Source organism: Kocuria sp. CPCC 205261 (genome assembly GCF_040981025.1).
GTDB classification, from domain to species: Bacteria; Actinomycetota; Actinomycetes; order Actinomycetales; family Micrococcaceae; genus Kocuria; species Kocuria marina.
On record NZ_JAVKPU010000007.1, the window covers coordinates 58,578 to 82,746 of the forward strand.

The 24,169-nt window shown below is 69.5% G+C and carries 17 protein-coding genes and 1 riboswitch; of the genes, 7 read left to right on the forward strand and 10 right to left on the reverse strand.

Annotated elements, in window-relative coordinates:
- Positions 1-131 precede the first annotated feature (131 nt).
- The 5 genes from purU to RF646_RS08375 form a co-directional block, all read right to left on the reverse strand.
- Positions 132-1,004, reverse strand: a complete 873-nt coding sequence (purU, locus tag RF646_RS08355) for a formyltetrahydrofolate deformylase (protein ID WP_368835708.1) — start codon at positions 1,002-1,004, stop codon at positions 132-134.
- 687 nt (positions 1,005-1,691) lie between these two features.
- Complete coding sequence (locus RF646_RS08360; protein ID WP_368835709.1) at positions 1,692-2,852, reverse strand: VIT1/CCC1 transporter family protein; 1,161 nt, start codon at positions 2,850-2,852, stop codon at positions 1,692-1,694.
- A gap of 213 nt (positions 2,853-3,065) precedes the next feature.
- Positions 3,066-3,224, reverse strand: a complete 159-nt coding sequence (locus RF646_RS08365) for a benzoate/H(+) symporter BenE family transporter (RefSeq protein WP_368835710.1) — start codon at positions 3,222-3,224, stop codon at positions 3,066-3,068.
- Positions 3,194-3,802 carry a hypothetical protein gene (locus tag RF646_RS08370; RefSeq protein ID WP_241247206.1) on the reverse strand — a complete coding sequence of 203 codons (609 nt, stop codon included), beginning with the start codon at positions 3,800-3,802 and terminating at the stop codon, positions 3,194-3,196. The genes RF646_RS08365 and RF646_RS08370 overlap by 31 nt, the downstream gene beginning before the upstream one ends.
- A gap of 252 nt (positions 3,803-4,054) precedes the next feature.
- The gene (locus RF646_RS08375; protein WP_368835711.1) at positions 4,055-7,048 is read right to left on the reverse strand and encodes a DEAD/DEAH box helicase; all 2,994 of its coding nucleotides are present in this window, start codon (positions 7,046-7,048) and stop codon (positions 4,055-4,057) included.
- A gap of 224 nt (positions 7,049-7,272) precedes the next feature.
- On the opposite strand from RF646_RS08375, the gene RF646_RS08380 reads away from it, so the two are divergent.
- The 3 genes from RF646_RS08380 (at position 7,273) to RF646_RS08390 (ending at position 11,422) form a co-directional block, all read left to right on the forward strand.
- Positions 7,273-10,353 carry a hypothetical protein gene (locus RF646_RS08380; protein ID WP_368835712.1) on the forward strand — a complete coding sequence of 1,027 codons (3,081 nt, stop codon included), beginning with the start codon at positions 7,273-7,275 and terminating at the stop codon, positions 10,351-10,353.
- Between the two features lie 290 nt (positions 10,354-10,643).
- Positions 10,644-10,958: a BCCT family transporter gene (locus RF646_RS08385; RefSeq protein ID WP_167543738.1), complete on the forward strand. Its 315-nt coding sequence runs from the start codon at positions 10,644-10,646 to the stop codon at positions 10,956-10,958.
- Positions 10,959-10,993: 35 nt separating this feature from the next.
- Positions 10,994-11,422 (forward strand): BCCT family transporter, encoded by a 429-nt coding sequence (locus tag RF646_RS08390; protein WP_240918941.1) that lies wholly within the window; start codon positions 10,994-10,996, stop codon positions 11,420-11,422.
- Positions 11,423-11,536: 114 nt separating this feature from the next.
- On the opposite strand, the gene RF646_RS08395 is transcribed toward RF646_RS08390, so the two are convergent.
- Positions 11,537-11,815: a hypothetical protein gene (locus RF646_RS08395; RefSeq protein ID WP_035963768.1), complete on the reverse strand. Its 279-nt coding sequence runs from the start codon at positions 11,813-11,815 to the stop codon at positions 11,537-11,539.
- A 20-nt stretch (positions 11,816-11,835) separates the two neighbouring features.
- A riboswitch (SAM riboswitch) is annotated at positions 11,836-11,978 on the reverse strand.
- 111 nt (positions 11,979-12,089) lie between these two features.
- Entirely contained in the window at positions 12,090-13,253 is a 1,164-nt protein-coding gene (locus RF646_RS08400; RefSeq protein WP_368835713.1) for a glycosyltransferase family 4 protein, read from the reverse strand.
- 118 nt (positions 13,254-13,371) lie between these two features.
- Here RF646_RS08400 and RF646_RS08405 point away from each other — a divergent pair, with 118 nt between their 5' ends.
- Positions 13,372-15,168 (forward strand): DUF6350 family protein, encoded by a 1,797-nt coding sequence (locus RF646_RS08405; protein ID WP_368835714.1) that lies wholly within the window; start codon positions 13,372-13,374, stop codon positions 15,166-15,168.
- 110 nt (positions 15,169-15,278) lie between these two features.
- Here RF646_RS08405 and RF646_RS08410 read toward each other — a convergent pair whose 3' ends face one another.
- Positions 15,279-15,998, reverse strand: coding sequence for a DUF308 domain-containing protein (locus tag RF646_RS08410; RefSeq protein WP_368835715.1), 720 nt, complete (start codon positions 15,996-15,998; stop codon positions 15,279-15,281).
- 96 nt (positions 15,999-16,094) lie between these two features.
- Here RF646_RS08410 and purN point away from each other — a divergent pair, with 96 nt between their 5' ends.
- Together purN and purH are read left to right on the forward strand one after the other, a co-directional pair.
- Positions 16,095-16,688 carry a phosphoribosylglycinamide formyltransferase gene (gene purN / locus RF646_RS08415; protein ID WP_085107030.1) on the forward strand — a complete coding sequence of 198 codons (594 nt, stop codon included), beginning with the start codon at positions 16,095-16,097 and terminating at the stop codon, positions 16,686-16,688.
- A 57-nt stretch (positions 16,689-16,745) separates the two neighbouring features.
- The gene (purH, locus tag RF646_RS08420) at positions 16,746-18,356 is read left to right on the forward strand and encodes a bifunctional phosphoribosylaminoimidazolecarboxamide formyltransferase/IMP cyclohydrolase (protein ID WP_144931204.1); all 1,611 of its coding nucleotides are present in this window, start codon (positions 16,746-16,748) and stop codon (positions 18,354-18,356) included.
- Positions 18,357-18,502: 146 nt separating this feature from the next.
- On the opposite strand, the gene RF646_RS08425 is transcribed toward purH, so the two are convergent.
- Positions 18,503-19,063 carry a gamma carbonic anhydrase family protein gene (locus RF646_RS08425; protein WP_052160784.1) on the reverse strand — a complete coding sequence of 187 codons (561 nt, stop codon included), beginning with the start codon at positions 19,061-19,063 and terminating at the stop codon, positions 18,503-18,505.
- Between the two features lie 155 nt (positions 19,064-19,218).
- Positions 19,219-22,575, reverse strand: coding sequence for a beta-phosphoglucomutase family hydrolase (locus RF646_RS08430; protein ID WP_144998687.1), 3,357 nt, complete (start codon positions 22,573-22,575; stop codon positions 19,219-19,221).
- Positions 22,576-22,881: 306 nt separating this feature from the next.
- Between RF646_RS08430 and glyA the strand changes: the two genes are divergently transcribed.
- Positions 22,882-24,168: a serine hydroxymethyltransferase gene (glyA, locus tag RF646_RS08435; protein ID WP_064847189.1), complete on the forward strand. Its 1,287-nt coding sequence runs from the start codon at positions 22,882-22,884 to the stop codon at positions 24,166-24,168.
- The last annotated feature ends 1 nt before the right edge of the window (position 24,169 follow it).

The following is a 24,169-nucleotide window of genomic DNA, read 5'->3' on the forward strand; positions in this document are numbered from 1 at the left end:
AGGAGCGGCGTCGTTCGTCGTGGCGCCGTTCGGACGCGAGTGTCAGCCGGTGAGGGACAGCGGCGCGGTTCGTCGTGGTGCGAGTCGAGCGCCGGCCGGACGGGATGCGGGCGCGCGATGCGGACCGTGACTCAGGCCAGGACGATGGTCCGATTGCCGGAGATCACCACGCGACCCTCCGCGTGCCACTTCACGGCGCGGGACAGGGCCTGGGTCTCCGCCTCGGAACCCACCGCCACGAGGTCCTCCGGGGTGTGCGCGTGATCCACCGGGATCACGCGCTGCGCGATGATCGGACCCTCGTCCAGGTCCGGGGTGACATAGTGGGCGGTGGCCCCGACCATCTTGACCCCGCGCTCGTAGGCCTGGTGGTACGGCTTGGCGCCCTTGAAGGAGGGCAGGAACGAGTGGTGGATGTTGATGCACCGACCCGCGAGCTGTTGCGTGAGCTCGTCCGAGAGGATCTGCATGTAGCGGGCCAGCACCACGAGTTCGGTGTCGTAGGACGCGGCGATCTCGAGCAGTTGCGCCTCGGCCTGCGGCTTGGTGTGCCGGGTGACGGGCACGTGGTGGAACGGCACACCGTAGAAATCCACGAGGGGTTGCAGGTCCGTGTGATTGGACACCACACCCACGATCTCGATGGGCAGCGAGCCCACGCGCGCTCGGTGGAGCAGGTTCACGAGGCAGTGCGAGATCTTGGAGACCATGACGAGCACACGGGTTTTGTGCCGGGCGTCCACCAGACGGAAACGTATGTCGTGCTTCTCGGCCACCGGGCGGAACCCCTCGATCAGGGACTCAGTGGTCACGGTGCCCGGTTCGCTCATGGTGTGGCAGCGGATGAAGAATTCGTCGTTGTGCCGGTCCGAGAAATGCTTGACGTCGAAGATGTCGCAACCCTGCTCCGTGAGGTTCGACGCCACGGCGCTGACGAGACCGTAGGCCTCGGGGCAGTGGACGGTCAGGACGTGTTCATCGGACGTGGGCTGCTGGGCCGACATGAGGGGATACTCCTGGGATCGCGGAACGGGGAACGGAGCGGCCCCGGAGCACGGGATGTCATCCGTCCGGGGACCGCAGACGATCTTATCGCCCCGGGCTACACAGCGCGCGGGACGGTCCGGATCTCGGAAGGGGCGTTAACGACCGGTGGCCGCGGGAGCGGACGGTAGGAGCCCGTCCGGCGCGGGGAGAGGTGCGCCTCTGCGAGAGAACCCGCAGCCACCGGCAGGCGATAACGCCTCAACGGGATCAAGCCGTGGGCTGAGCGGCTACCGACGCACAGCATCAGCCACAGAGCACCCCCCAGTGCATGTGTGGCGATTTCCCTGTGCGAAGTCTCCCGTTGCGGTGGTTCGTAGAACCACGCCCCCAGAATATCGGAATTTCTCAGATGACTCGGAGCTGGTGAAGTTTCATGGAGTGTGGTTCGCACCAATCGACCCACTGATTTATGCGTGTAAATCAGCCGGAAACTGATCCCTTAAAGCCGCTCTGGCCTGCAATAACAGGGTTTTTCGCCTAGTGAGCGAAGGTTAACAAATGCTAATGAGCGAATATCTCAACAATACTCACTGCACTTGTGGGCGATAGAGGGGACAAGAAATGCCTCCTGATTGTGAACACGCACCACTTTTATGTCGTACAAATCACACTTCTGCCTACGGAGAATATTCGCCGTTCGGTACTCACGAGACCGTCGTGTTAAATGCAAACCCCAGAAGGTAGGTGGCGATCGCGGCCCCGTACCCGATCCCGAGCTGCCGCAGTCCCCGCCTGAACGGGGAGGCGCCGGAGAGCAGCCCCACGAAACCGCCCGTGATCAACAATGCGATGCCCACGAGCGCCATTCCCACGGCCATGGCCACTCCGCCGCCCAGGCCGAAGAGGTAGGGCAGGATCGGGATGATCGCCCCGGACGCGAAGAAGCAGAAGCTCGACGCCGCCGCCCCCAGATCGGTGCCCAGGGCCTGGTTGTCGTCCGTGGCGGGAAGCTCCTCGCCCGGTTCCGTGTTGAGCACACGACGCGCCTTCTCGTCTTGGAACGACAGCGATGGATCGCAGTCGCAGTCGAAGTGTCCGAGTCGCTCGGCCGCCCGGTGCTCTGCAGCCTTCTCGCTCATGCCCCGGGCCCGGTAGATCAATGTGAGCTCGTTGGCGTTCAGGTCCAACGCCGGCGCCACGCGCAGGGTCACCTGGGTGGGTTGGGAGGCGTCCAGCAGTTCCCGCTGGGATCGCACGGAGACGTATTCGCCCGCTCCCATGGACAGGGCACCCGCGAGCAGTCCGGCGATGCCCGAGAACAGCACCAGGGAGCTGGACGTGCCCGTGGCGCCCACGCCCATCACCAGGGCCAGGTTGGACACCAGGCCGTCGTTGGCGCCGAACACGGCGGCCCGGAAGTTGCCGGACAACCGCGTGCGGCCATCGGTTGCGAGTGCGCGGATGATCTCCTCGTGGACGGCCTCGTCCGCCGCCATGGCGGCCGTGGCATCCGGGTCCTCGCGGTACGGGGAGCGGGACTCGGCGCGCTGCAGCAGCGCCAGGACGAAGACGGATCCCACGTGCTTGGCCAAGAACATGAGCAGTTGCGCTTGCAGGGCGGGTCTCGCCGGACGATCGGCGTGGGGTCCGAGCAGACGACGCCAGTGTTCGGCGTGGCGGCCCTCCGCCTCGGCCACGCTCTGCAAGATCTCGGCATGGCGGCCCGAGCTGTGGCGGGCCAGGTGTTCGTACGTGGCGGCCTCGGCGAGTTCGTCCGCGAGGTAGTGACGCCACCTGCGGATCTGGGCGGCAGTGGGTTCCGGTGACTCGGGAACGGTGGAGGAAGCGCTGTGGTGCTCGGGCATGTACCCGTACTTTACGCGCGGGTCACCGGCGGTGGTTTCGGGGTTCCGAAGCACCCCGCGCGCCGTCGGCCGTGGATCCCGCCTCGCGCCTGGCTCGCACCTGAACCCGCGCCGAACGCTGTCTGCGCCGCAATACGCTCTGCCGCCATCGACCGCGGAGCCAGTCAGCCCGCGGAACCATCCAGCCCGTGGGCCGCTCAGCGTGCCGGGACGCTAGGCGACGGCCGGTGCCACCCGCATCGCGAACGGCAACAGGACCCCCGCGAGCACCCCCGCGGTGATGGGTTGGGGTACGGCGGCCAGGAGTTTGCCGAACAGCCCGGTCGCGCCCAGCACGAGACTCACGAGGGCGGCGACCACGTAGGCGCCCACGGCGTCGGAGAACTCGTAGTTGCCGAGGGTAGCGCGAGCAGGCGGCTCGCGGTGATCTCCGGGGCGGGGAGCGACCCCACGCCCCAGTGGAACTCGTACGGGTCCCCGCACGCCCGGTGACTGCGCATGCCGGCGAGGACGCTGCGCGCGGCCGCCCGCGGCAGGCACGGTCCGCACGTCCACGGCCGTCCGGGGGCGGTGGGATCGTCCCACCCCCACGACCTCAGCCGCTCCGCGGGACACCACGGCCCGGTGAACTCGGCGGGTCCGTGGGTGGCGGCCGCGGAACGGCCCGCAACGCGCTGCAGGGCGCACTGCACCCCGCGGGGTCCCGTGCGCACCCACGCGGCGGGAACGTCCGGGGTGCCCTCCGGTGGGTCGTACTCGACCATGAGGAAGTCGTTCCAGAGCATCCCGGCGATGGCCCCGGTGAGGACGGACTCCAGCCGGGACCATGGACAGACCGGCGGATCGGGGACGGCGGAGGCAACCCGGGCCAGCACAACACCGATCCCGGCGCGCCGCAGTGCCACCTCGGTACTCGGACCGTGGCCGTGCGGCGTCCTGCTGTGTGACATGCTCGAGTGCCTCCCAACACCGTGATCACGCAACACCCACGGATCGGGTCAGGGGTCCGCGCACGCGGTGCGGGTGCGCCGGGGCCGGCGTGATCTGTGCTCACGCTAACCCGCTGACCGTGCCGGGTCGACAGGTCGGGGGGAGTGTGACTTCCACGGAAAGGACCCCGCGCGGTGTTCCCGCGTGCGCCCGAGCTCGACCGTCGGCGTGATCGGGACCGTGCAGGGCACTCAACGGACCCCGGGGTTCGCTCAGACACCAACCAGCGCGCGGATGTCCTCGGCGTCGAGCGTGGCGGAGAAGAACCGTTCATCGTCGAGCACGGCCCCGAACAGGTCCGCCTTGCGGGCCTTGAGGTCCATGACCTTCTCCTCGATCGTGCCCTGCGCGACCATGCGGTAGACCATGACCTTCTTGGTCTGCCCGATCCGGTGGGTGCGGTCCACGGCCTGGTTCTCCGCCGCAGGATTCCACCACGGGTCCAGGAGGTAGCAGTAGTCGGCCTCGGTGAGGTTGATGCCGAAACCGCCGGCCTTGAGGCTCACCAGGAACACGGGAGCGCGGCCGCTGCGGAACTTCTCGAGCGCCCCCGCGCGGTCCCGCGTGCTGCCGTCGAGGTAGCTGTAGGCGATCCCGGCGTCGTCGAGGCGCTGGGCCACGATCTTGAGGAAACTCGTGAACTGGCTGAACACGAGCGGGCGGTGGCCTTCCTGGACGAGCTGGGGCAGCTGGTCGAAGAGGACGTCCAGTTTTGAGGATGGCGCCTTGGACTCCGGGTCCACCAGGACGGGGTCCAGCGCCAACATCCGCAGGGTGGTCAGCGACTGGAAGATCGTGAACCGGTTCTTGTCGAAGTTGCGCAGCAGGCCCAGGATCTTGGCGCGCTCACGCTGCAGCCGGCGGTCGTACGCACTGCGGTGTTCGGGGTTCAAGCCCACGGGCAGGACGTGCTCGAGCTTGGGTGGCAGCTGCAGGTCCACGTCCGCCTTGGTGCGGCGCAGCATGAACGGGCGCATCCGGGCCCGCAGCCGGGCCAGGGCGTCCGAGTCCATGGCGCGTTCGATGGGACGCTGGTAGTGCTCGGTGAAACGTTTCTTGGACGGGAACAGCCCGGGGGCGGTGAGCGAGAGCAACGACCACAGTTCGGAAAGACTGTTCTCCATGGGGGTGCCGGTGATCGCGAGACGCGTGCGTGCCCGCAGGTTCTTCACGGCGCGGTAGGCCTTGGTCCGGGGGTTCTTGACGAACTGGGCCTCGTCCATGATCACCCCGGTCCACCCGACCGAGCGGTAGGCCTCCGCGTCCAGACGCAGCAGGGCATAGGACGTGAGCACCACATGGGAATGCGCGGCGGCGTCGGCCACGGAGTCTTTGGTGTGGTTGAGCACGGTGATGTCCAAGGAGGGCGCGAAGCGGCGCAGCTCGGCGGACCAGTTGGCCACCACGGAGGTGGGTGCGATCACCAGGTGGGGTGGCAGCTGCGGATCCCGGTCCGTGGCGCGCAGGATCGCGGCAATGGCTTGCACAGTCTTGCCCAGGCCCATGTCGTCCGCGAGGATCCCGCCCAGTCCGTGGTCCCACAGGAAGCTCAGCCACCGGAAGCCCTCGTACTGGTAGGGGCGCAGGTTGGCCTGTAGGGCCTCGGGGACCGGGGGAGAGGGGACCTCGTGCAGGTGGGTCAGTGCGCGCACGCCCTCGCGCCACTGCTCGGCCTGGCGGGTGTCCGTGGCGAGGTCCTCAAACTGCTCCCACAGGCTCGCCTGGTAGCGGTTCAACGCGAGCGGCGCGTCCTTGTCCTCCTGCAGGGTGCGGGCCTCGGCGATGAGCGTGCGCAGCCGCGTGAACTCGGGGCGGTCCAGGGAGAAGTAGGAACCGTCCGGCAGCAGCATCACGTCCTGACCGCGGTCGAGCGCTTGAAAGATCTGGGAGAACGGGAGGTAGTGCTCACCGACCCTGATGGTGACACCCAGGCCGAACCAGTCGTGGTGTTCGGTGGGCGCGGTGGACACCGTGATCTCGGTGGGTTCGGTGACCTCGCGGTAGGCGGGACTCCCGCCGGTCTCCACGATGCGCAGGTCGGGGATCTTGCGCAGCAGCGGCAACCACACCCGCAACAGGGTCAGGGCGTCCTGCGCCGCGTACGAACTGCGTTTGAAGTCCAACTCGGGGATCCGGCGGTGCACGGCCTGGACCATGGAGGACTCCCACCGGGACTCGCGGGCCACGGGTTCGTCCCCGAGAGGGTCCAGGGGGCGGAAGGGCAGCCGGATCCGTTCGCGACCCTTCTGGTACTCCCACTCCCACTCCACGCGCTCGGTGAGGTCGTCATGGTGGATGGTGAGCACGAACTGCGGATCCGCGACCTGGGGCAGCACCAGGGAGTCCTCGCCCGCGATCACGTGCATGCTCTGGTGCAACCGGGGGAAGTAGGTGTCGAAGAACTCCTCCACACCGTCCTGCGGGACCGTGAGGGATTCGGCGCGGTCCAGGAACGAGCGCTGCTGCTGATTGAGGCGGGTGCCCAGGGCGACCAGGTGCAACGGGAACTGGTTGAGGTCCTCCGCGGTGTCCAGGGCCGCGGGGGTCGCGTCCGGGTAGAACAGGCCGTGACCTGGCTGGCCGATGATCCGGGTCCAGCGCAGGGGGATCTCGTTCTCGCCCACGATGAGCTGGGGGTGCAGGGCGAGCTCGCCGTGCTCGCCGGGATCCACGCGCACCTCGAACCGGCCGTCGCGATCCACGATCACGGGTGCTCCCGTGCCCTTGGAGACGAGCGGGATCCCGAGCCCCCGGGCGCGCCCCAGGATGGGCCACAACAGGGGAGAGGTGTAGCGCTCCATGTGCAGCTGGTGCCGGTCCGCAGCGTAACTGCCGCGGTGCGACTCGGAGAGCGCTCGCAGCTCCTCGAACCAGTCCAATTGCTCCGCGCTCAGGTGCCCGGAGCGGGCGTGGGAGGCCAGGTTGCCCCAGTCGATGCCGGTGTGCACCCACCCGTGGCGCTGTCCGCGCAGCACCGGACGGGCCGTGAGACTCAGCGGGGTCTCCCGGGGTGATTCCTGCCACGCTTTCGGGGTGCGGTTCTGCACCCGGGCCAGGTCCAGTTCGAGGGCCACGGTGGGTCCGGATTCCGGGTCCGCCACGACCCTGTCGGGACTCGTGCCGGGCACGATCCGGGAGAGTTCGCTGCGCCAGTCCGGGGCGGCACCCGGACCGCGGGCGTCCGTGAACTGCGCAGCACCATCCATGGCCCCTACCGTACCGCCCGGTGCGGACACGGCCGGGCGCCGGCGGGCGAGGGCCGGGGCAGCGTCGTCGTCGTGCAAACCGGGGGCGCGGTGGGATCGGGCAGTGAACCGCCGACGGGCGGGAACTTATAATCGACAGGGATTGTCGTGTTTCGAGCGCGCCGCACGGCGCAGACGGAGGATTTGTGGCTGACGCTGCCGGTTTCCACACGGGGGACCACGCAATGGCATCCGGACCCCGGGAAGTCGAGTACCTGCGCTGGAACGACGCCGTGGCGCGGGCATTCTTCGGCCCCAGGAGGGCCGGGGAACTGGTCCACCTGGACCTGGACGAGAAGATGCTCGAACAGATCGGCTCGGAATTCGGCCTGGACGGCCCGGCCACGCTGCGTGCGCTCGCCGACTCCGTGACGCCGCTGCTCGTGACGGACGGCTCCCGCCGGTCCGTGTTCGACGCGTTCAACAAGCTCACCGAGGCGTGGTACCGGACGTCCCGGCGCCAGCTCGAGGACCTCACCAGGATCGGCCCGCCGCCCATCGTGGCGCTGTTGGCCCTGTTCGCCCTGGCCGGGCGGCACATGTCCGCGCTCGCGGCGCGCACGGGCAAGAAATCCGTGTCCACGTTCTACCTGCCGCTCGCGGTGTTGCTGCAAGCGGGCCAGGACAACGTCAAGGCGCTCGAGACCTCGGTGCGCAAGGACTCCGAGACCTACTGGGACGCGCTGCGCTATTGGCTCGAGGCCTTCGACGGCCAACTCGGGTTGCCGTCCGCGTACGCCGTGAACCACCGTCCCGTGGGCCTCGCGCTGTCCCAGACCCTGTTCGGCCCGTCCGAGCTGCGGCATCTGCACCAGATGTTCGAGGACCTCGAGCTGACCACGGCGCAGGGGATGAGCGCGGCGGAGCTTGGGATCTACATCGACTTCTGGCTCGACATCGCGGACACCGATGTGTCCAAGAGCCTGCGCAGCATCTGGACCAACCCCCTCACGCGCGATCCCGCGTTGCAGGTCGCGCTCGCCCAGTTGGACGCGTGGGAGTCCGCCCCGGACGACGACGCCGCGGTCGCCGCCCGCGGCACGCGGCACCTGGGCTCGCGCAGCCCCGGGTTGTCCCTCACGGACGGCACGGACTACGTGGGCAACCCCATCTACGAACTCGGTTTCGTGGTGCCCAAGCGGCTGGTGCCCGGTCGCGAGGTGGATCTCGCGACCACGGTCGGCCCGCGCACCATGTTCCTGTCCTACATCGGGGACGCGTTCCTGGGGATCTCCGCGTACAACGCCCGCATGACGAGTGACACGCTGCTGTCCGGGCAGCTGCAGATCACCGCGGGGGAGCTCACCCTCACGCGTAATCCGCGGCCCGTGGTGGTCTTCGCCAAGGACGCGTACTCGGACACGTTCATCTCCGTGGACCACGTCCCCGCGGCGTGGCCGTGCCGGATCATGGTGCGCAATCAACCTGAATGGGTGGATCAGATCCGCGCGATCCTGGACGACTCGGCCTCTCCCGACTACCGCGTGGTGGGCCCGGGGGAGAACGGGGTCTGCGAGGGCTGGGTGCTGTTCGACGACGTCCAGGTGCTGCGTGCCGGTGACCCCGCGCTGACCGTCAACGACAACTTCTCGGCCCTGGTACCCCGCCTGGTCCCCGCAATCACCCTGTCCGGCGGGCTGCGGATCCCCGGGGACGTGGACCGGTTCTCGGCCCTGCGGCCCCCGCAGTTGACCGTCACGTCCGACAGCGACGACCCCCTGTCCGTGGAGTGCGAGTGGCGCAACCCGCACTCGTTCAAGCTCATGAGCACCAAGCTCACCGCACCCCGGGTGCCACCGTTCCAGGTGAGCCTGGGCGGGACCGATCTGGCCCGCGAGGACGGCCACCTCAAGCCCAACGACTACACGTTAGTGCTGCGTTCCGGGCGCACCGTGAAGCAGCGCCTCGAGTTCCGCGTGCGGGACAGTTCCTACTACATCACTCAACGCTCCCTGGGCTACGACGGTGAGATGGTCCACGTCGCGGAGGAACCGTTGTGGCCCGTCACCGCGGTGACGCGGGACGAGATCCCGGACGAGTACGTCCAGGGGTCGTTCGACAACATGGACCCCCACGAGGCCACCGTGGACGAGGTCCCCGTGCCCGAGGTCGCCGGGTGGGAGTCCGCCGAGGGGCAGATGTTCCCCGAGCGCAGCAACGAGCTGCCCGAGGCCCCGGACGTGTCCTGCATGGTCACGGGCAAGCACAAAGTGATCCTGCCCCCCATGGATCCCAAGGCCAAGGCGCCGTGGGTGTTCGGGCGCTGCAAGTTCTGCGGGCTTACCAAGCGCTACCCCGGCCGGCTCACCAAGCTTTCGGCGGTGGGCCAGACGGGTTCGGTCGAGGCACTGCAGTTCATCGGCCCGGACGAGGGCGAGTACCCGGGGTCCTGGGCGCCGTTCAAGGACATCCTCACGTTCTTGGGTGGCGGCAAGCGGTCGAGCCTGTCCATCGTGGCGCGCCAGCTCGAGGACTCCGAGCGCTTCGAGGAATGGTTCGTGGGTCACCTGCAGGCCCTCGGTTTCCTGGAGGTGATCCGGGACGAGAACTGGACGGTGCGCCGCTGGCAGGTGTGCTCCCCGGCTTTGACCCAGCTCGTGGACGGCTCCATCCTGCTCACGGGCGGGTGGAAGACCGACCAAGAGGACGCCGTGACGCAGGCGGTCGGGGCCCAGGGTGGTGAGGTCGTGGTGCTGTCCCCGGAGGACCATGCGACCACCATGCTCCAGGATGTGGACCTCGACGCGCTGAGCAAGCTGCTGCCCGAGGGGCTGTGCGACGTGGTCTACGACGCCGGGCCCGTCATGCTCGACACCCTGCCCCCGTTGTCCTCGGTCGTCGCCGGGCTGCCCCTGAAGGAGATGCAGTACAACGGGGTCGCGGAACGCTTCGTGCCCGCGGACGCCACGTGGGAGGCCACGGACGACCGCAACCAGGCGGGGCTGTACCGGATCAACCACCACCACAAGACGCGCTACGCCTACCGCACCGCGGAGGACGTGGTCTCGGGTCACGCCCGTCCCGTGTCCTCGGGGCTCGGCAAGCACCTCGCGGCGCGGGACACCGGCACGGCGTTGGTCAGCTACGATCCCGAGCTGCGGTTGCTCTCCGTGCCCATCGGTGCCGCCCTGCCGGGGCTGTACGCGCGCGCCACGGTGCTGTGCTCGGGGCTGCTGCCCACGCTCGTGGACGAGGACTTCTCCCTGAACTACGGGGACGTCTCCGAGGAGTTCGCGAGCGCCCTCGTGGCCAAGCTGCTGGGCTGACAGTGCCGCCCCGGGCGAACGGGGGGTGTGCTCGTGGGGCCGCGCGGCTGCATTCGGCTGCTGCGCGGCCCTCCCCTACAGTGAGGTGGCGTGCCATGACTAACGGCTGGTAGTAAGGCGCCTCAACCCCGGGTCGTCCGACGTCCGACCCGCATCCCCGACGTGACCACACACGATTCCTCGTCCATCCGTCACCCACGCCCGGGCTCGTCGCCCGTCGCGGATCCGCCCGCCCCGTCCGGGCCCCTCGCTCTGCGCCACCCCGGTTGCCCGTCTACTGGCGGGTCTTCGTGGCCGCGGCAACCCTGCTTGTCTCGCTGTCCGCCTGGGCCACGGAGGCACCCGAGCACGCCGACGCCGTGATCGGCGGCGTGGTCGCGTGGGTCGCCTCCCGGCTGGGGTGGTTCTACATCCTCCCGGCCGCTCTCGTGATCCTGGTCGCGGACAGCAGGCACGGCACGATCAAGATGGGCCCGGACCACGCGAAACCCCAGTTCAACCTGTTCACGGGGTGGGCCATGTACGCCCTGATGGGCATGGCCTTCGGCTACTTCGCCTACGGCTTCGGCATGCCGCTGAGCATCCGCTCCGCTCTCTACCCCTGATCGGGTGCCGGATCCACGGTGCCGCCGGCGACGCCGTGGACACCGCGGCGCTGCTGGGGACCATCCTTGGGGTGGCCGCGTCCCTGGGGATCGGGGTGGTCCAGTTGAACTTCGGACTGCGCTACCTGTTCGGCGTCCCCGAAAACCTGGCGGTGCCGTCGGCACTGACCGCCCTGGGGGTCTTCATGGCGGTGGCTTCGTGCGTCTTGGGCGTGGACAAGGGCATCCGGCGGCTTTCCGAGCAGAGCATCATCCTGGCGATCGGGCTCATGCTGTACGTGCTCATCACCGGGCGCACGGCGTTCCTGCTGGATGCGATCGTCAAGGGCGTGAGCGGATTGCGCGTGGCAGACGCCTCGGTGATGTCCGAGCTCGTGACGGTGAACCCGAAGATCACGGTCTTCATGATCGGTGAACGCGCCGCCGAGCTGATCGCCCAGGACCGGGACGCGACCGCCCGGTGAGCACGGCCGCCAAGAACCGAGCAGGCTGAGAACATGGGTGTGGCCCGGGTCCGTCCAGACCCGGGCCACACCCGATCGTGGAGTTCGCGGTCGCGGGGACCGTGCTCGTGAGGACTACGCGGGCAAGGGCTCCAGCTTGTAGAAGGACACCCCGCCGGTCACCCGGGACGCTCCGGGGACCAGGAGTCTGCTGTACTTGGCGCACCACTGGCCGCGCCCCCGTGTGTGCTGTGCGGCGAGTGCGACCTCACGGGCGTCGTCCGCGAAGTACTCGTGCTCGTGACCGTCCGATCCCGTGATGGACACCACGTGCCGGGCGGGGTCCGCCTGAACGGTGACGTCCACCCACTGTTCGCGGGTGTCGGGGTGGGATTTCTGGGTTGTCGTGTTCATGATGTCGGGCCTCTGATTTTTCCGGTCGCTTGCCGGAACCACACGTGTGGCCCCGGCCGCTTCGTCATCCAATCCACCCCTGAACCGAGGGTTGGCGTACGCCGAGTTGGAGCTCTGGGCGCGCGGTGACGTCCTTGTCGTTGCGCGGGCGCATCTCGTGAAGCTGCTTCGAGCCTATCCGTGGATTCGGGGGACCAGCCAGGCGCGGACCGAGAATGTCATCAAAACTTAATCAAGCTTCTGTTGAGTAACATCTGGCACCCGGCGGCGTTTCTCACGGGGTGCGCAGGCCGGCCCCGCGCGTACCGCGCATCCGGGAGGTGACCGTGCGAGCGCGCTCGTAGTGGCCCAGCAACTGCTCGCACACGGCACCCCACGTGCGCTCCTGCACGCACTGGTGGGCGGTGCGCGCGAAGGCGAGGCGTTTGGCGTCGTCGCCCGCGAGGTCTCGGACGCGCTCGCGCAACCCGGCCAGGTCACCCGGGGCGTAGAGCCACCCGTTACGCGAGGAGTCCACGAGGTCCAGGGGGCCGCCGCGGCCCACGGCCACCACTGGGACCCCGGAGGCCATGGCTTCCTGGATGGTCTGGCAGAACGTCTCGTGCTCACCGGGGTGCACGAACACGTCCAGCGACGCCATGGCCGTGGCGAGTTCGGTGCCCGTGAGGAAGCCCTCGAAGTGCGCGTTGGGCAATACCGAGCGCAGCGACTCCTTCCCGGGGCCGGAACCGATGATCACGAGCCGGGTGTCCGGCAGGGCGTCGATCGCGGCGAGGTCCGCGACCTGCTTCTCGGGGGCCAACCGCCCCACGTATCCCACGAGTCGCTTGCCGCCGCCCACGCGCTCGCGCCACGCGTGATCGCGCAGTGCGGGACGGAACCGGCTCGTGTCCACGCCGCGGCGCCACATGTGCACCCGCTGGACGCCGTGCTCGTGGAGTTGGCTGATCGACGCCGTGGAGGGAGCGAGCGTGAGGGTCGCACTGTTGTGCATCGCACGCACGTGGGACCACATGGCGGTCTCCAGCACGGATGCACCGTAGCGTGCGGCGTAACCGGGCACGTCCGTCTGGTACACGGCCACGCACGGCAGACCCAAACCCTTGGCGGCCTGGATGGCCTGCCACCCGAGCACGAACGGGGACGCCACGTGCACCACGTCCGGCGCGAAGCGGGCCAGGATGCGCTGCATGCGACTCACGGTGCAGCTCGCCACGCGGACCTCGGGATAGCCCGCGAGCGGCAGAGACGGGATGCGCTCGATCCGTACGCCGTCCACGTGGTCCACCGAGCCCAGGAACAGGGTCTTCTCGTAGGAGGGGGCGATCACCATGGCCTCGTGTCCGTGATCCCGCAGGTGTTCCAGGACGCGGATCACCGAATGAGTGACACCGTTGACGTGGGGGAGGAACTGTTCGGCCACCAATGCAATTCTCACGGTTCCCACTGTGGGCCCGGCGCCTCACGGGGGAGTCACCCGGGGGTGGCCCGCAGGTGAAGTCCGGGCTAACTTCGCTGCCCGTGGTGCGCGGGTGAACGTGAAAAGATGTTCGGTGATGAAACTTCCCTCACTGCCCGGCGTGGTCTCGGGCGTACGCGACCGCTTCACGTCGCACGGTTCGTCCCCCGTGCGCGCCGCCGACGTGCCCCGCCCCGAACCGGACGACTCCCCGGGACTGCCCATGCCGCTCGCGCTGCAGGGCGTGATCGAGCTGCTCGCGGTGGCCGTGGTGGGCCTGTTGCTGGGCACCGTGCTCCTGGGTGCGGTATGGGCTGCGGGGGGCTTCGCAACCCTGGGCGCGGGCGGGAGCCTGCAGCTCGCCGGTCAGGTCTGGTTGCTCGCGCACTGCGTGCCCCTCACGATCCAAGCCATCCAGGGCCTGTCGCTGGACGGTGGCGGGACGGTCACGCTCGTGCCTCTAGGGCTCACGCTGATCCCGTTCGGCCTCGCGGTGATCGCGGGCCGCCGGATCGCCCGGGCGTGCTGGCGCGGTCAGTTCCTGATCCCGTTCTTCGCCGGGATGCTCGCGTACGCGCTCTTCGGGGCCCTCGTGGGCTGGCTCAGCCGCACCGAACAAGTCTCGGTGGACCTCGTGGCGGCCGCCCTGTTGCCCCTGGTCCCGGCCGGGTTGGGCACCCTCGTGGGCGGGTGGAGCGCTTCGCGCTCGCTCGCCGCGGTGCTCGGGGCCGACGTCGCGTCCTGGTTGCAGCGCACGAGCCAGCACTCACGCTGGGCCGGTTCCTACGTGTGGGCCGTGATCCGCGCCGGTTTCCTCGCCGCGGTCACCGCTGTGGCGGCCGGTGCCCTGTTGTTCGTGGTGGCGCTCGCGTGGAACTGGGACCGCGTGATCACGGTCTACCAGGACCTCGGTACTGGCGCTGCGGGGGACACCGCCCTGACGGCACTGCAGTTCGGGTACCTGCCCAACATGGTCGTGTGGGCGCTCACGTGGGCCACCGGTGCCGGCTTCTCGCTGGGCACCGGGACCCTGGTGTCGCCGTTCCAGAGCACGCTGGGACCGCTGCCGCAGTTCCCGGCGCTTGCCGCGCTGCCCACCGGTGACCCGTGGCTGTACGCCCCTGCGGTCCTGGGGTTGCCCGTGCTCGCGGGTCTGCTCGCGGGGTGGTGGTTCTGCCGCGAGGGTGAGAACCACCTGGACGACTGGATGGCCATCCGCCTGCCTCTGCGCTGGATCACGTTCGTGCTCTCCACCGTGCTCACGGCGGTGTTCATGGCTGCGGTGGGGGCGGGCCTCGTGACCGCGCTCGCGTGGCTCTCCAGCGGTTCGCTGGGCATCGGCAGGCTCACGGACATCGGCCCGCACGCGTGGCACGTGTTCCTGTGGCTCGGTGCCGAACTCGCGGTGGGCGCCACCGTGGGGTGCCTGGCCGGGCCCTGGCTCGAACGCGAGGGCTACCGTTCCCGCTCCCGCGCCGAGGCGGACGAGCTCCCCGTGCCGGATTCCCCGGCCCCGGAGGACGACGCCGCTGTGGCCCACCACCACGCCCTGCCCGCCGCTGGCGCCGTGCACAGTTCCCGCTCGGCTTCCGGCCCCGGCGCCGGGCAGGATGCTCGCACGGCACCCGGTGGCCGTCCTGGATCCGGGGCGGCCGTCCCGGACGGCGAGGTCACGGCTCGGGGTGTCCGGGGTCTGTTCCGGGGCCGCGCGTCGCGCGCTGCCGCCGAGCCCGAGCGGGAGTCCCAGCCCCGCGGCGGGTCCACGGCCGTGGGACGATCGGCAGACGAACCGGGACTGTCCCGCCGTGAGGAGGCCAAGCGTCGTCGTGCGCAGCGCAGGTCCGAGAAGCGCAAGGCCGCGCGGCTGGCCGCCCTCGACGACGAGCGGGACTGAGACGACGATGAACCGCTCCTGGCGCCGACGGGCTCGGGCGTCCCAGGACATGGGACTGGGCCGATGACGAACCGCTCTCGATAGCAATGGACTCGCTGGGAACGGGCGTCTCAGGACCCGGGACCGGCGGAGGTCGGCGAGGTCGCTCCCGGTGTAGCACTCCCCGAAGGGGCAGGGTTCGAGGCGCTCGGCGTGGGCGTGACAAGGGAGGCCTCAGGCGTGGCGGTGGCCGTCGGATCGTCCTGCGGCGCACCCGTCTCGAGGGGCGCACCCGAGAAATGCTTCCACATGTTGTCGTTGAGCTGTTGCTCGCACCGGCTGGTCGAGGACAGCGTGAGGGCCCGATCGGTGCATTCCTGGTAGACCTGGGTGGCCGGCCACACGAGCAATCGGGTGCCACCGCCCAGCGCATTGATCACACCCCACACGATGGCCAACACCGCGAGCACCGTGATCAGGACCCGTGAGGACGAACCGCGGGAACGAGCGAGCGCGATGATGCCCAGCACGATCCCGGCGATGGCGAGCGCGAGCCCCGCCACGGTGGACCACACGTCACCCACCACGAGTGCGGAGGCGAGCACCGCGAGGGCCGCGGCCACCGCGGCGAACCGGAGCCGAGCGCCGTCGCCGTCGGAGGGGTCCCCGGACTGGGGGCCGCGAGGTGAGGGCTTCTCACCGCGCGGGTCGCCGGCGTGCGGGCCTCCCTGCTGCGGGCCGTCGGAGTGCGGTCCCCCTGAGTGGGAACCCCCGGAAGGGGTGCCGCCGGAGGTCGAACCCATCGAGTGCGTGGCGTGGGGCGGCGTGCTCCGGTGGCGGGAATCGTGCATACCCACCACTGTAGGCGAGCCGACGAACCGAGCAGCGCCGCGGGTGCGGCACCGCCGCGGCGCCATCGAGGCAGCCTCGCTGGATAGAGTGGGCCCATGCGTTTAGTGGTTCTGGTCTCGGGCTCCGGTACGAATTTGCAGGCGATGATCGACGCCCTGCACCAGGGGGACGTGGAGGTGGATATCGCCGCCGTGGGTGCGGACCTGGAGTGCGCCGGTCTGGACCGGGCGCGCGCCGCGGGCATCGACACCTTCGTGGTGCCGCTGTCCGAGTACCCGGACCGGGAGCAGTGGAACCGTGCGCTGCAACGACGCGTGGCGTCCTACCACCCCGACCGCGTGGTGTTCGCCGGGTTCATGCGGATCGTGGACGCGGAGTTCGTGTCCGTGTTCCCGCGCCGGATCATCAACACGCACCCGTCCTTGTTGCCGTCCTTCCCCGGTGCCCATGCCGTGCGGGACGCCCTGGCCTACGGCGTGAAGGTCACGGGCGCCACGGTGCACGAGGTTGTCGCGGACGTGGACGCCGGACCCATCCTGGCCCAGGTCGCGGTCCCCGTGGCCGAGGACGATACCGAGGCCGTGCTGCACGAGCGGATCAAATCCGCCGAGCGCACCCTGCTCGTCAACGCGCTGGCGAAACTGAGCTGGGACGTCACGAGCACCGACCCCGATCTGCCCCGGTCGTAGACTGAACCGGGCTCCGGCCCGCCTACCGTCCGTACCCTCGTCCCCACTGGAGAGCTCGTGAACACTGCCGACCTGAACCGTGTGCCGCTCAAGCGCGCACTGATCTCCGTGTACGACAAGACCGGTCTGGAGGAGCTCGCGCGAGGGCTCCACGACGCCGGCGTGAGCATCGTCTCGACCGGTTCCACCGCCGGGACCATCCGCGGCGCGGGGGTCCCCGTGACCGAGGTCTCCGAGGTCACCGGGTTCCAGGAGTGCCTGGACGGGCGGGTCAAGACCCTGCACCCGCGCGTGCACTCGGGAATCCTCGCGGACCGGCGCAAGCAGGAACACATGGATCAGCTCACCGAGCTCGAGATCGAGCCGTTCGACCTGGTGATCGTGAACCTCTACCCGTTCCAGGACACCGTGCGCTCGGGTGCGGAGCAGGACGCCGTGGTGGAGCAGATCGACATCGGTGGTCCGTCCATGGTGCGCGCGGCCGCCAAGAACCACGCCGCGGTCTCCGTGGTCGTGGATCCTGCCGGTTACCCAGACGTGGTGCGCGCGGCCCAGGAGGGCGGTTACGACCTCGCGGCCCGGCAGAAGCTCGCGGCGGCGGCGTTCGCCCACACCGCGGCCTACGACACCGCCGTGGCCACGTGGACCGCCCAGCAGTTCGACCACGACCCCGAGGCGAACTTCTGGCCCCCGTACGCGGGTCTCGCGCTGCAGCGCGCGGAGTCCCTGCGCTACGGCGAGAACCCGCACCAGAAGGCCGCGCTCTACACGAACGACGCCGCGGCGCCCGGGATCGCGCAGGCCGAGCAGTTGCACGGCAAGGCGATGTCCTACAACAACTACGTGGATGCGGACGCCGCCGTCCGCGCCGCATTCGACTACGACGAGCCCGCCGTGGCCGTGGTCAAGCACAACAACCCGTGCGGCGTGGCCGTGGCCACCCCCGGCGCGCAGGACCCCATTGCGGACGCCCACCTCAAGGCCCACGCGTGCGACCCGCTCTCCGCGTACGGCGGTGTCGTGGCGGCCAACCGCACGGTCACGGCGGACATGGCCCGCAACCTCAAGCCCATCTTCACTGAGGTGGTCGTGGCCCCCGAGTTCGAGCCGGAGGCGCTCGAGATCCTCGGGGCCAAGAAGAACATCCGCCTGCTCGCGCTGCCCGAGGGCTTCGGCCGCGATCCCTTGGAGTACCGCGGGATCTCCGGCGGCGCACTGTTCCAGCAGGCCGACCGCCTCGACGCCGAGGGCGACGACCCTGCCGACTGGACCCTGGTCTCGGGTGACGCCGCGGACGAGAAGACCCTGGCGGACCTCGAGTTCGCATGGCGTTCCCTGCGAGCCGTGAAGTCCAACGCGATCCTGCTCGCGAACGACGGCGCCTCGGTGGGCATCGGCATGGGCCAGGTCAACCGCGTGGACTCGTGCCGCCTGTCCGTGGAGCGGGCGAACACGCTCGCCGAGGATCACGCCGAACGTGCCCGCGGTGCGGTCGCGGCGTCGGACGCGTTCTTCCCGTTCGCGGACGGGTTGCAGGTGCTCCTGGACGCGGGCGTGCGCGCCGTGGTGCAGCCGGGCGGTTCCATCCGTGACGAGGAGGTCATCGAGGCGGCCCAGGCCGCGGGCGTGACCATGTACCTCACGGGGGCGCGGCACTTCTTCCACTGAGCGGCATCCACCGAGCCGCATCCACTGGGCGACACTCACTGAGCCGCTCCCGCCGGGCTACCGCGTTTTCACCCGGCGTACGACGACGCGCGGCCCCAGGCTTCCGGGGCCGCGCGTCGTCGTGTGTTGCGGTTGTCCAGGCGGGCTCAGGAGAACATGGCGCGGTGTTCCCGGGAGAGCTCGATGTAGTTTTGGGCGTTGCGACTCACGGCATGCTGCTCGTCCACGGACAGCTCCCGCCGGACCTTGCCCGGGACCCCGGCCACGAGGGAACCGGGCGGGATGCGTTCGCCCTCGAGTACCACGGTCCCGGCGGCGATCAGGCTCCCGCGGCCCACCACGGCGCCGTTGAGCACGGTGGCGTTCATCCCCACGAGGACGTCGTCCTCCAGGACGCACCCGTGGATGACCGCGTTGTGGCCCACGCTCACGCGCTCGCCGATGGTCGTGGGGTGGTCCGGGTCCGAGTGCACCGTGACGTTGTCTTGCAGGTTGGAGTTCGTCCCGATCCGCAGGGGGGAGCGGTCACCGCGCACCACGGCGCCGTAGAAGATGCCCGCCCCGGCACCCACCACCACGTCACCCACGATCGTGGCGTTGGGTGCCACGAAAGCGGAGCGGGCCACGGAGGGCCGGTGCTGGCCGTAGGGCAGGATCAGGGGTTCGCGGGCGGCGTCGGCGCCCGCGGGCTCGGAGAACTGTGTCATGAGCCATAGCATAGTGCGCGCTCGCGCTCGTCACGACGCCGCCGGTAGCCGCCACGCGCCCGCCGCGTGGCCGGGGCTCGGCCCGGTGTGCGCGCGGTACGCAGGCGCGCCCGAGCCGCGCGGCGTTGTCGTACGGCCACGGTTCGGGGCGGGGCTCAGCCTTCGCCGGCGTCGGAGATGAACCGGCGCCGCAAGGCAGCCATGGCCTTCTCGGGACGCCGGGACTCGCGGTGGCGCAGTGACACCGAGATCTTCTGCCCGCCCTTGAGCACGTACTCGGCGCCGTTGACGTGCACCGTGACCGGATCCGCCTTGACCGAGCTCGCCTCGAGCTCCAGGATGTCGTGGTCCAGCGAGACCTCGATGACCTGACCGCAGTACAGGACCGTGAAGTCCACGGCGTCCAACTCGCGGGGCAGGGCGGGCTGGAACTCGAGCCACTGGCCCCGCACGCGCAGCCCGGCGTACGCGCGGGTGATCACGTCCACCGAACCGGCCATGGCACCCAGGTGGATGCCCTCACCCGTTGTGCCGCCCTGGGTGTCGTCCATGTCGATCATGAGCGCGTCTTGGAACGAACCCCACGAGCGGTCCGGGTCGAGCCACGCGAGCACCGCGGCATTGACCACGCGGGACAGGGACGAACCGTTGGAGGAGCGTGTGATGTAGTGGTCCACGGTGCGCTGGATGGCGTCCAGGTCCGTGGTGTAGCCCATGCGCGCGAGTTCCTCGATCAAACCCTCGGGACCCAGCAGGTACACGAGCATGATCGTGTCCGCCTGCTTGGAGAGCTTGTAGTTGTTGGTCAGGTCGCCCTCGTTCTCGAGCAACAGGTCCAGGCGGCCGATGTTGCGGTACTTGGTGCGGTAGAAGTCCCAGTCCAGTTCGGCGAGTTCGTCGTAGCCCTCGAACTGCGCGATCGTGCCGTCCGCGTTGAACGGGACGTACATGTTCTCGGCCATCTTGAGCCACTTCTGGACCTCCTGCGGGGAGATCTCGAAGCGGGACTCCAGGTCCTCGCGCTGGTGCTCGACCATGTCGTGGAAGATGTGGGCCGAGTGACGGAACAGCCAGGACGTGAGCACGTTGGTGTAGGCGTTGTCCTTGAGCCCGCCACCGTGCTGGCCCGCGGGGCCGTCGTGGTACTCGTCGGGGCCCATGACACCGGAGATGTGGTACTTGCCGTCGTGCGAGTCGTACTCCGCGAGGGACGCGAACAGTCGGGTGATTCCCACGATCAGCTCGGTCCCGTGGCTGGAGAGCCAGTCGATGTCCCCGGTGGACTCGTAGTACACCCACGCGTTGTACGCGATCGCCAGGCCCACGTGGAACTGGCGCCACGAGTTGTCCGGTAGCCAGCGCCGGGAGTGGTGGTTGTACAGCTCGGGCGGGGTCTCCTCGCGCCCGTCGGAACCGGACTGCCACGGGAAGGCCGCGCCGTAGAGACCGAAGTCCCGGGCGTGCTGTTGGGCCATAGCCAGGCGCCGCCACCGGTAGGAGAGCAGGGACCGGGTCACGTGCGGCTGACGCATGTTGATCACGGGCAGGATGAACAGCTCGTCCCAGAAGATGTGGCCGCGGTAGCCCTCACCGTGCAGACCGCGGGCGGGGATGCCGGCGTCCCGCAGGGACAGGTGGGGGGCCAGGGTCTGGGCCGCGTGGAACAGGTGGGTGCGCACCGCGAGCTGGGTGGCCACGTGCTCGGGGGTGTCCTCCGCGGCCTCCAGGGTGACCTCGTAGCGGTCCCACAACCGGGCCCACTCGATCTCGTGAGAGGCCAGCAGCTTACGCACCCCGAACGGCGTGCGGTTCAGCTCGGCGAGTGCTCCCTCGCGGGGGGAACCGATCGCGGCGTCGCGGCTCGTGACCACCGCGGTCGTGCTGTCCACGAGCACGGGGTTGTGCGGGTCGATCTGCACCGTGTAGCGGCGGAACTCGATCCCGCCGGGGCGCACCTCGCGGCGCTCGCGCACGGGGGTTTCGGACTCGATGCGCGTGCGCTGGGCCATCGCGATCTCGATTTTGGACTGGGAGGTGCGCACGAGGGACAGCAGGGTCTCGTGCTCGTCCGGCAGGGTCGTGGACTCGAGTAGCGCGAGGTGGTGGGCGTTGAGTTCCCGGTACTCGGCCACGCCGCTGTTGGTCACGGCGGGGTCCACACCGGTGCGCACGTGCAACCGCCCGCTGAATCCACGCGAGACGATCCGGGTCTCCTGGGCGCCCAGGTGGCGGTAGCGCAGGGACACCAGGCGGCGCTGGGTGATCTCCAGGCTGCGCGGGGGTTGGTCCGCGCCGGGGTCCTCGTCCGCTTCCGTGAGCACGAGCGTGCGGGTCAGCAGACCGCGGCGCAGGTCCAGTTCCACGCGTTCCTCGGAGGGCTTCATTCCGCCCTCGGACCACCACTGGCCCTCCGCGAAACGCAGGTCCAGGTGCAGCCAGTTGGGCACGTTGACCATGGACTCATGTTCCACGTCCCGGCCGTTGATGTGGCTGAGCACCCGGTTGAACACGCCAGCCAGGTAGGTTCCGGGGTAGTGGACGGTGTTCGCGGCGAACTCACAGGCCGCGCCGCGCACGCCCATGTAGCCGTTGGCCAGGGTCAGCAGGGCCTCGCGGCGGGGCTCGGTGGCGGGGTCGAAACCGTCGAACACGAGCGCCCACGGGTCGTCCCGGCGCGCGCCCAGGTCCAGCTCGGCGACGTCGTTGAGCACCACGTGGGCGCCCGCGCGGTAGAGCCGTTCCCGGGCACCGTCCCGGTTGATCCCCACGACCAGGCCGAAGTCGCCGGCGGCACCGGCCTGGACGCCGGCCACGGCGTCCTCCACGACGACGCTCTCGCCGGGGGCCACGCCCAGCAGGCGTGCGCACTCGAGGAAGGTGTCCGGGGCGGGCTTGCCCGGCAGGTCGTGCGAGGCGGCCCAATTGCCGTCCACGATGCGGTCGAACAAGTGCTGCAACCCGGCGGCCTCGAGGACCACGGCGCTGTTGCGGCTCGCGGTCACCAGCCCCACGGGCACACCGCCCTCGCGCAGCCGCTCGATCAGGGCCACGGTGCCCGTGAACACGCGCACACCGTGCTCGCGCAGCTCCTCGTGGAAGAAGCCGTCCTTCGCGGCGGCCTGGCCCTGCACGGTCCAGTCACCCGGCTGCGGGTCCTCGTGGCTCTGGGCCTCGGGGAGCATGGTCCCGCGGGCGGCGAGCAACGCGCGGACGCCGTCCTCGCGACGTCGTCCGTCCACGTACGTGCGGTAGTCACCGCCCATGTCGAACGGGCGCCGGTCCACCTCGGTGGCCGGAGCTACGGGCTCGAGGCGGGGATCGGTCAGCAACCGGTCGAAGAGCTTCTGCCACGCGCGGGCGTGCACCCCGGCGGTGTCGGTCACCACACCGTCCATGTCGAAGATCACGGCGGCGTACGGGGTGCGCACCACGTCCACGGGTTCCGGCGGCGACTGGCCGTCGGTGATGCGCGGCATGGAAGCGGTGAACGGGGCGGTGGGAAGAACGTTCACGGCGCGAGATCTCCTAACACGAAGGATCAGGACGTGGGGCGGGACGATGCGAATGCTCGCGCTCGCTGAGCGAGAGCGGCAGCCCGGCTGCGCTGTGACGGCTGCCGCGCGCAGGGGGTACGCACGCGGTACGGGTACACATGCTACCCGCATTCGCTCCCCGGGCGGGACCCGCCCGCCGAGGGCCCGGACGATCCAGAAACTCTACGAGCATCGCCGCGCTCGTGCCCCCGCCGTGCTGAGGCGCAACACCGCGACGCGCGGATATGCTGGAGCGGACCCTCCCGCGCACAAAGAAGGTGGAGCATGACGGAATCCCTGGGACACCCTGTGACCAATCAACCGCTGTCGGAGGTGGACCCGGACGTCGCACGGGCCATCGAGGACGAACTGGGGCGCCAGCGCTCCACGCTCGAGATGATCGCGTCGGAGAACTTCGCGCCGCGTGCCGTGCTCGAGGCGCAGGGCTCGGTGCTCACGAACAAGTACGCGGAGGGCTACCCCGGCCGTCGCTACTACGGCGGTTGCGAGTACGTGGACGTCGTGGAGAACCTCGCTCGTGACCGCGCGTGCGAACTGTTCGGGGCGGATCACGCGAACGTGCAGCCGCACTCGGGCGCCCAGGCGAACACCGCCGTGATGGCCGCGCTCATGCAGCCCGGTGACACCCTCATGGGGTTGTCCCTGGCCCACGGTGGGCACTTGACCCACGGCATGAAGATCAATGTCTCGGGCAAGCTCTACAACATCGCCGCGTACGAGGTGGACCCGGACACCTACCGCATTGACATGGACAAGGTGCGCGAGCAGGCACTGCAGGCCCGGCCGAACGTGATCGTGGCCGGCTGGTCCGCCTACTCGCGCCAGCTGGACTTCGAGGCGTTCCGCTCGATCGCGGACGAGGTGGATGCCAAGCTGTGGGTGGACATGGCCCACTTCGCGGGTCTCGTGGCCGCGGGGCTGCACCCCAACCCGGTGCCCCACGCGCACGTGACCACCTCCACGGTGCACAAGACCCTCGCGGGCCCGCGCTCCGGTGTGATCCTCGCGGAAGCGGACCTCAAGAAGAAGGTCGATTCCGCAGTGTTCCCCGGCCAGCAGGGCGGGCCCCTCATGCACGCGATCGCGGCCAAGGCCGTGGCGTTCAAGATCGCGGCCACCGAGGAGTTCCGCGAGCGCCAGCAGCGCACGATCGAGGGCGCGCAGATCCTCTCCGAGCGGTTGAACTCCCCGGATCTCGCGGAGCACGGTGTGTCCGTGCTGACCGGCGGCACGGACGTGCACCTGGTCCTCGTGGACCTGCGCCACTCCGAGCTGGACGGCAAGCAGGCCGAGGACCTGCTGCACCAGGCGGGGATCACGGTCAACCGCAACGCGGTGCCGTGGGACCCCCGCCCGCCCATGACCACGTCCGGGCTGCGTATCGGGACCCCGGCGCTCGCGACCCGCGGTTTCGGCGCGGGCGAGTTCGAGGAGGTCGCGGACGTGATCGCCGAGGCCCTCAAGCCCGGTGCGGACGTCTCCGCCCTGCGCTCGCGCGTGGACGCCCTGACCGAGCAGTTCCCGCTGTACCCCGGCCTCGAGGAGTGGTGAG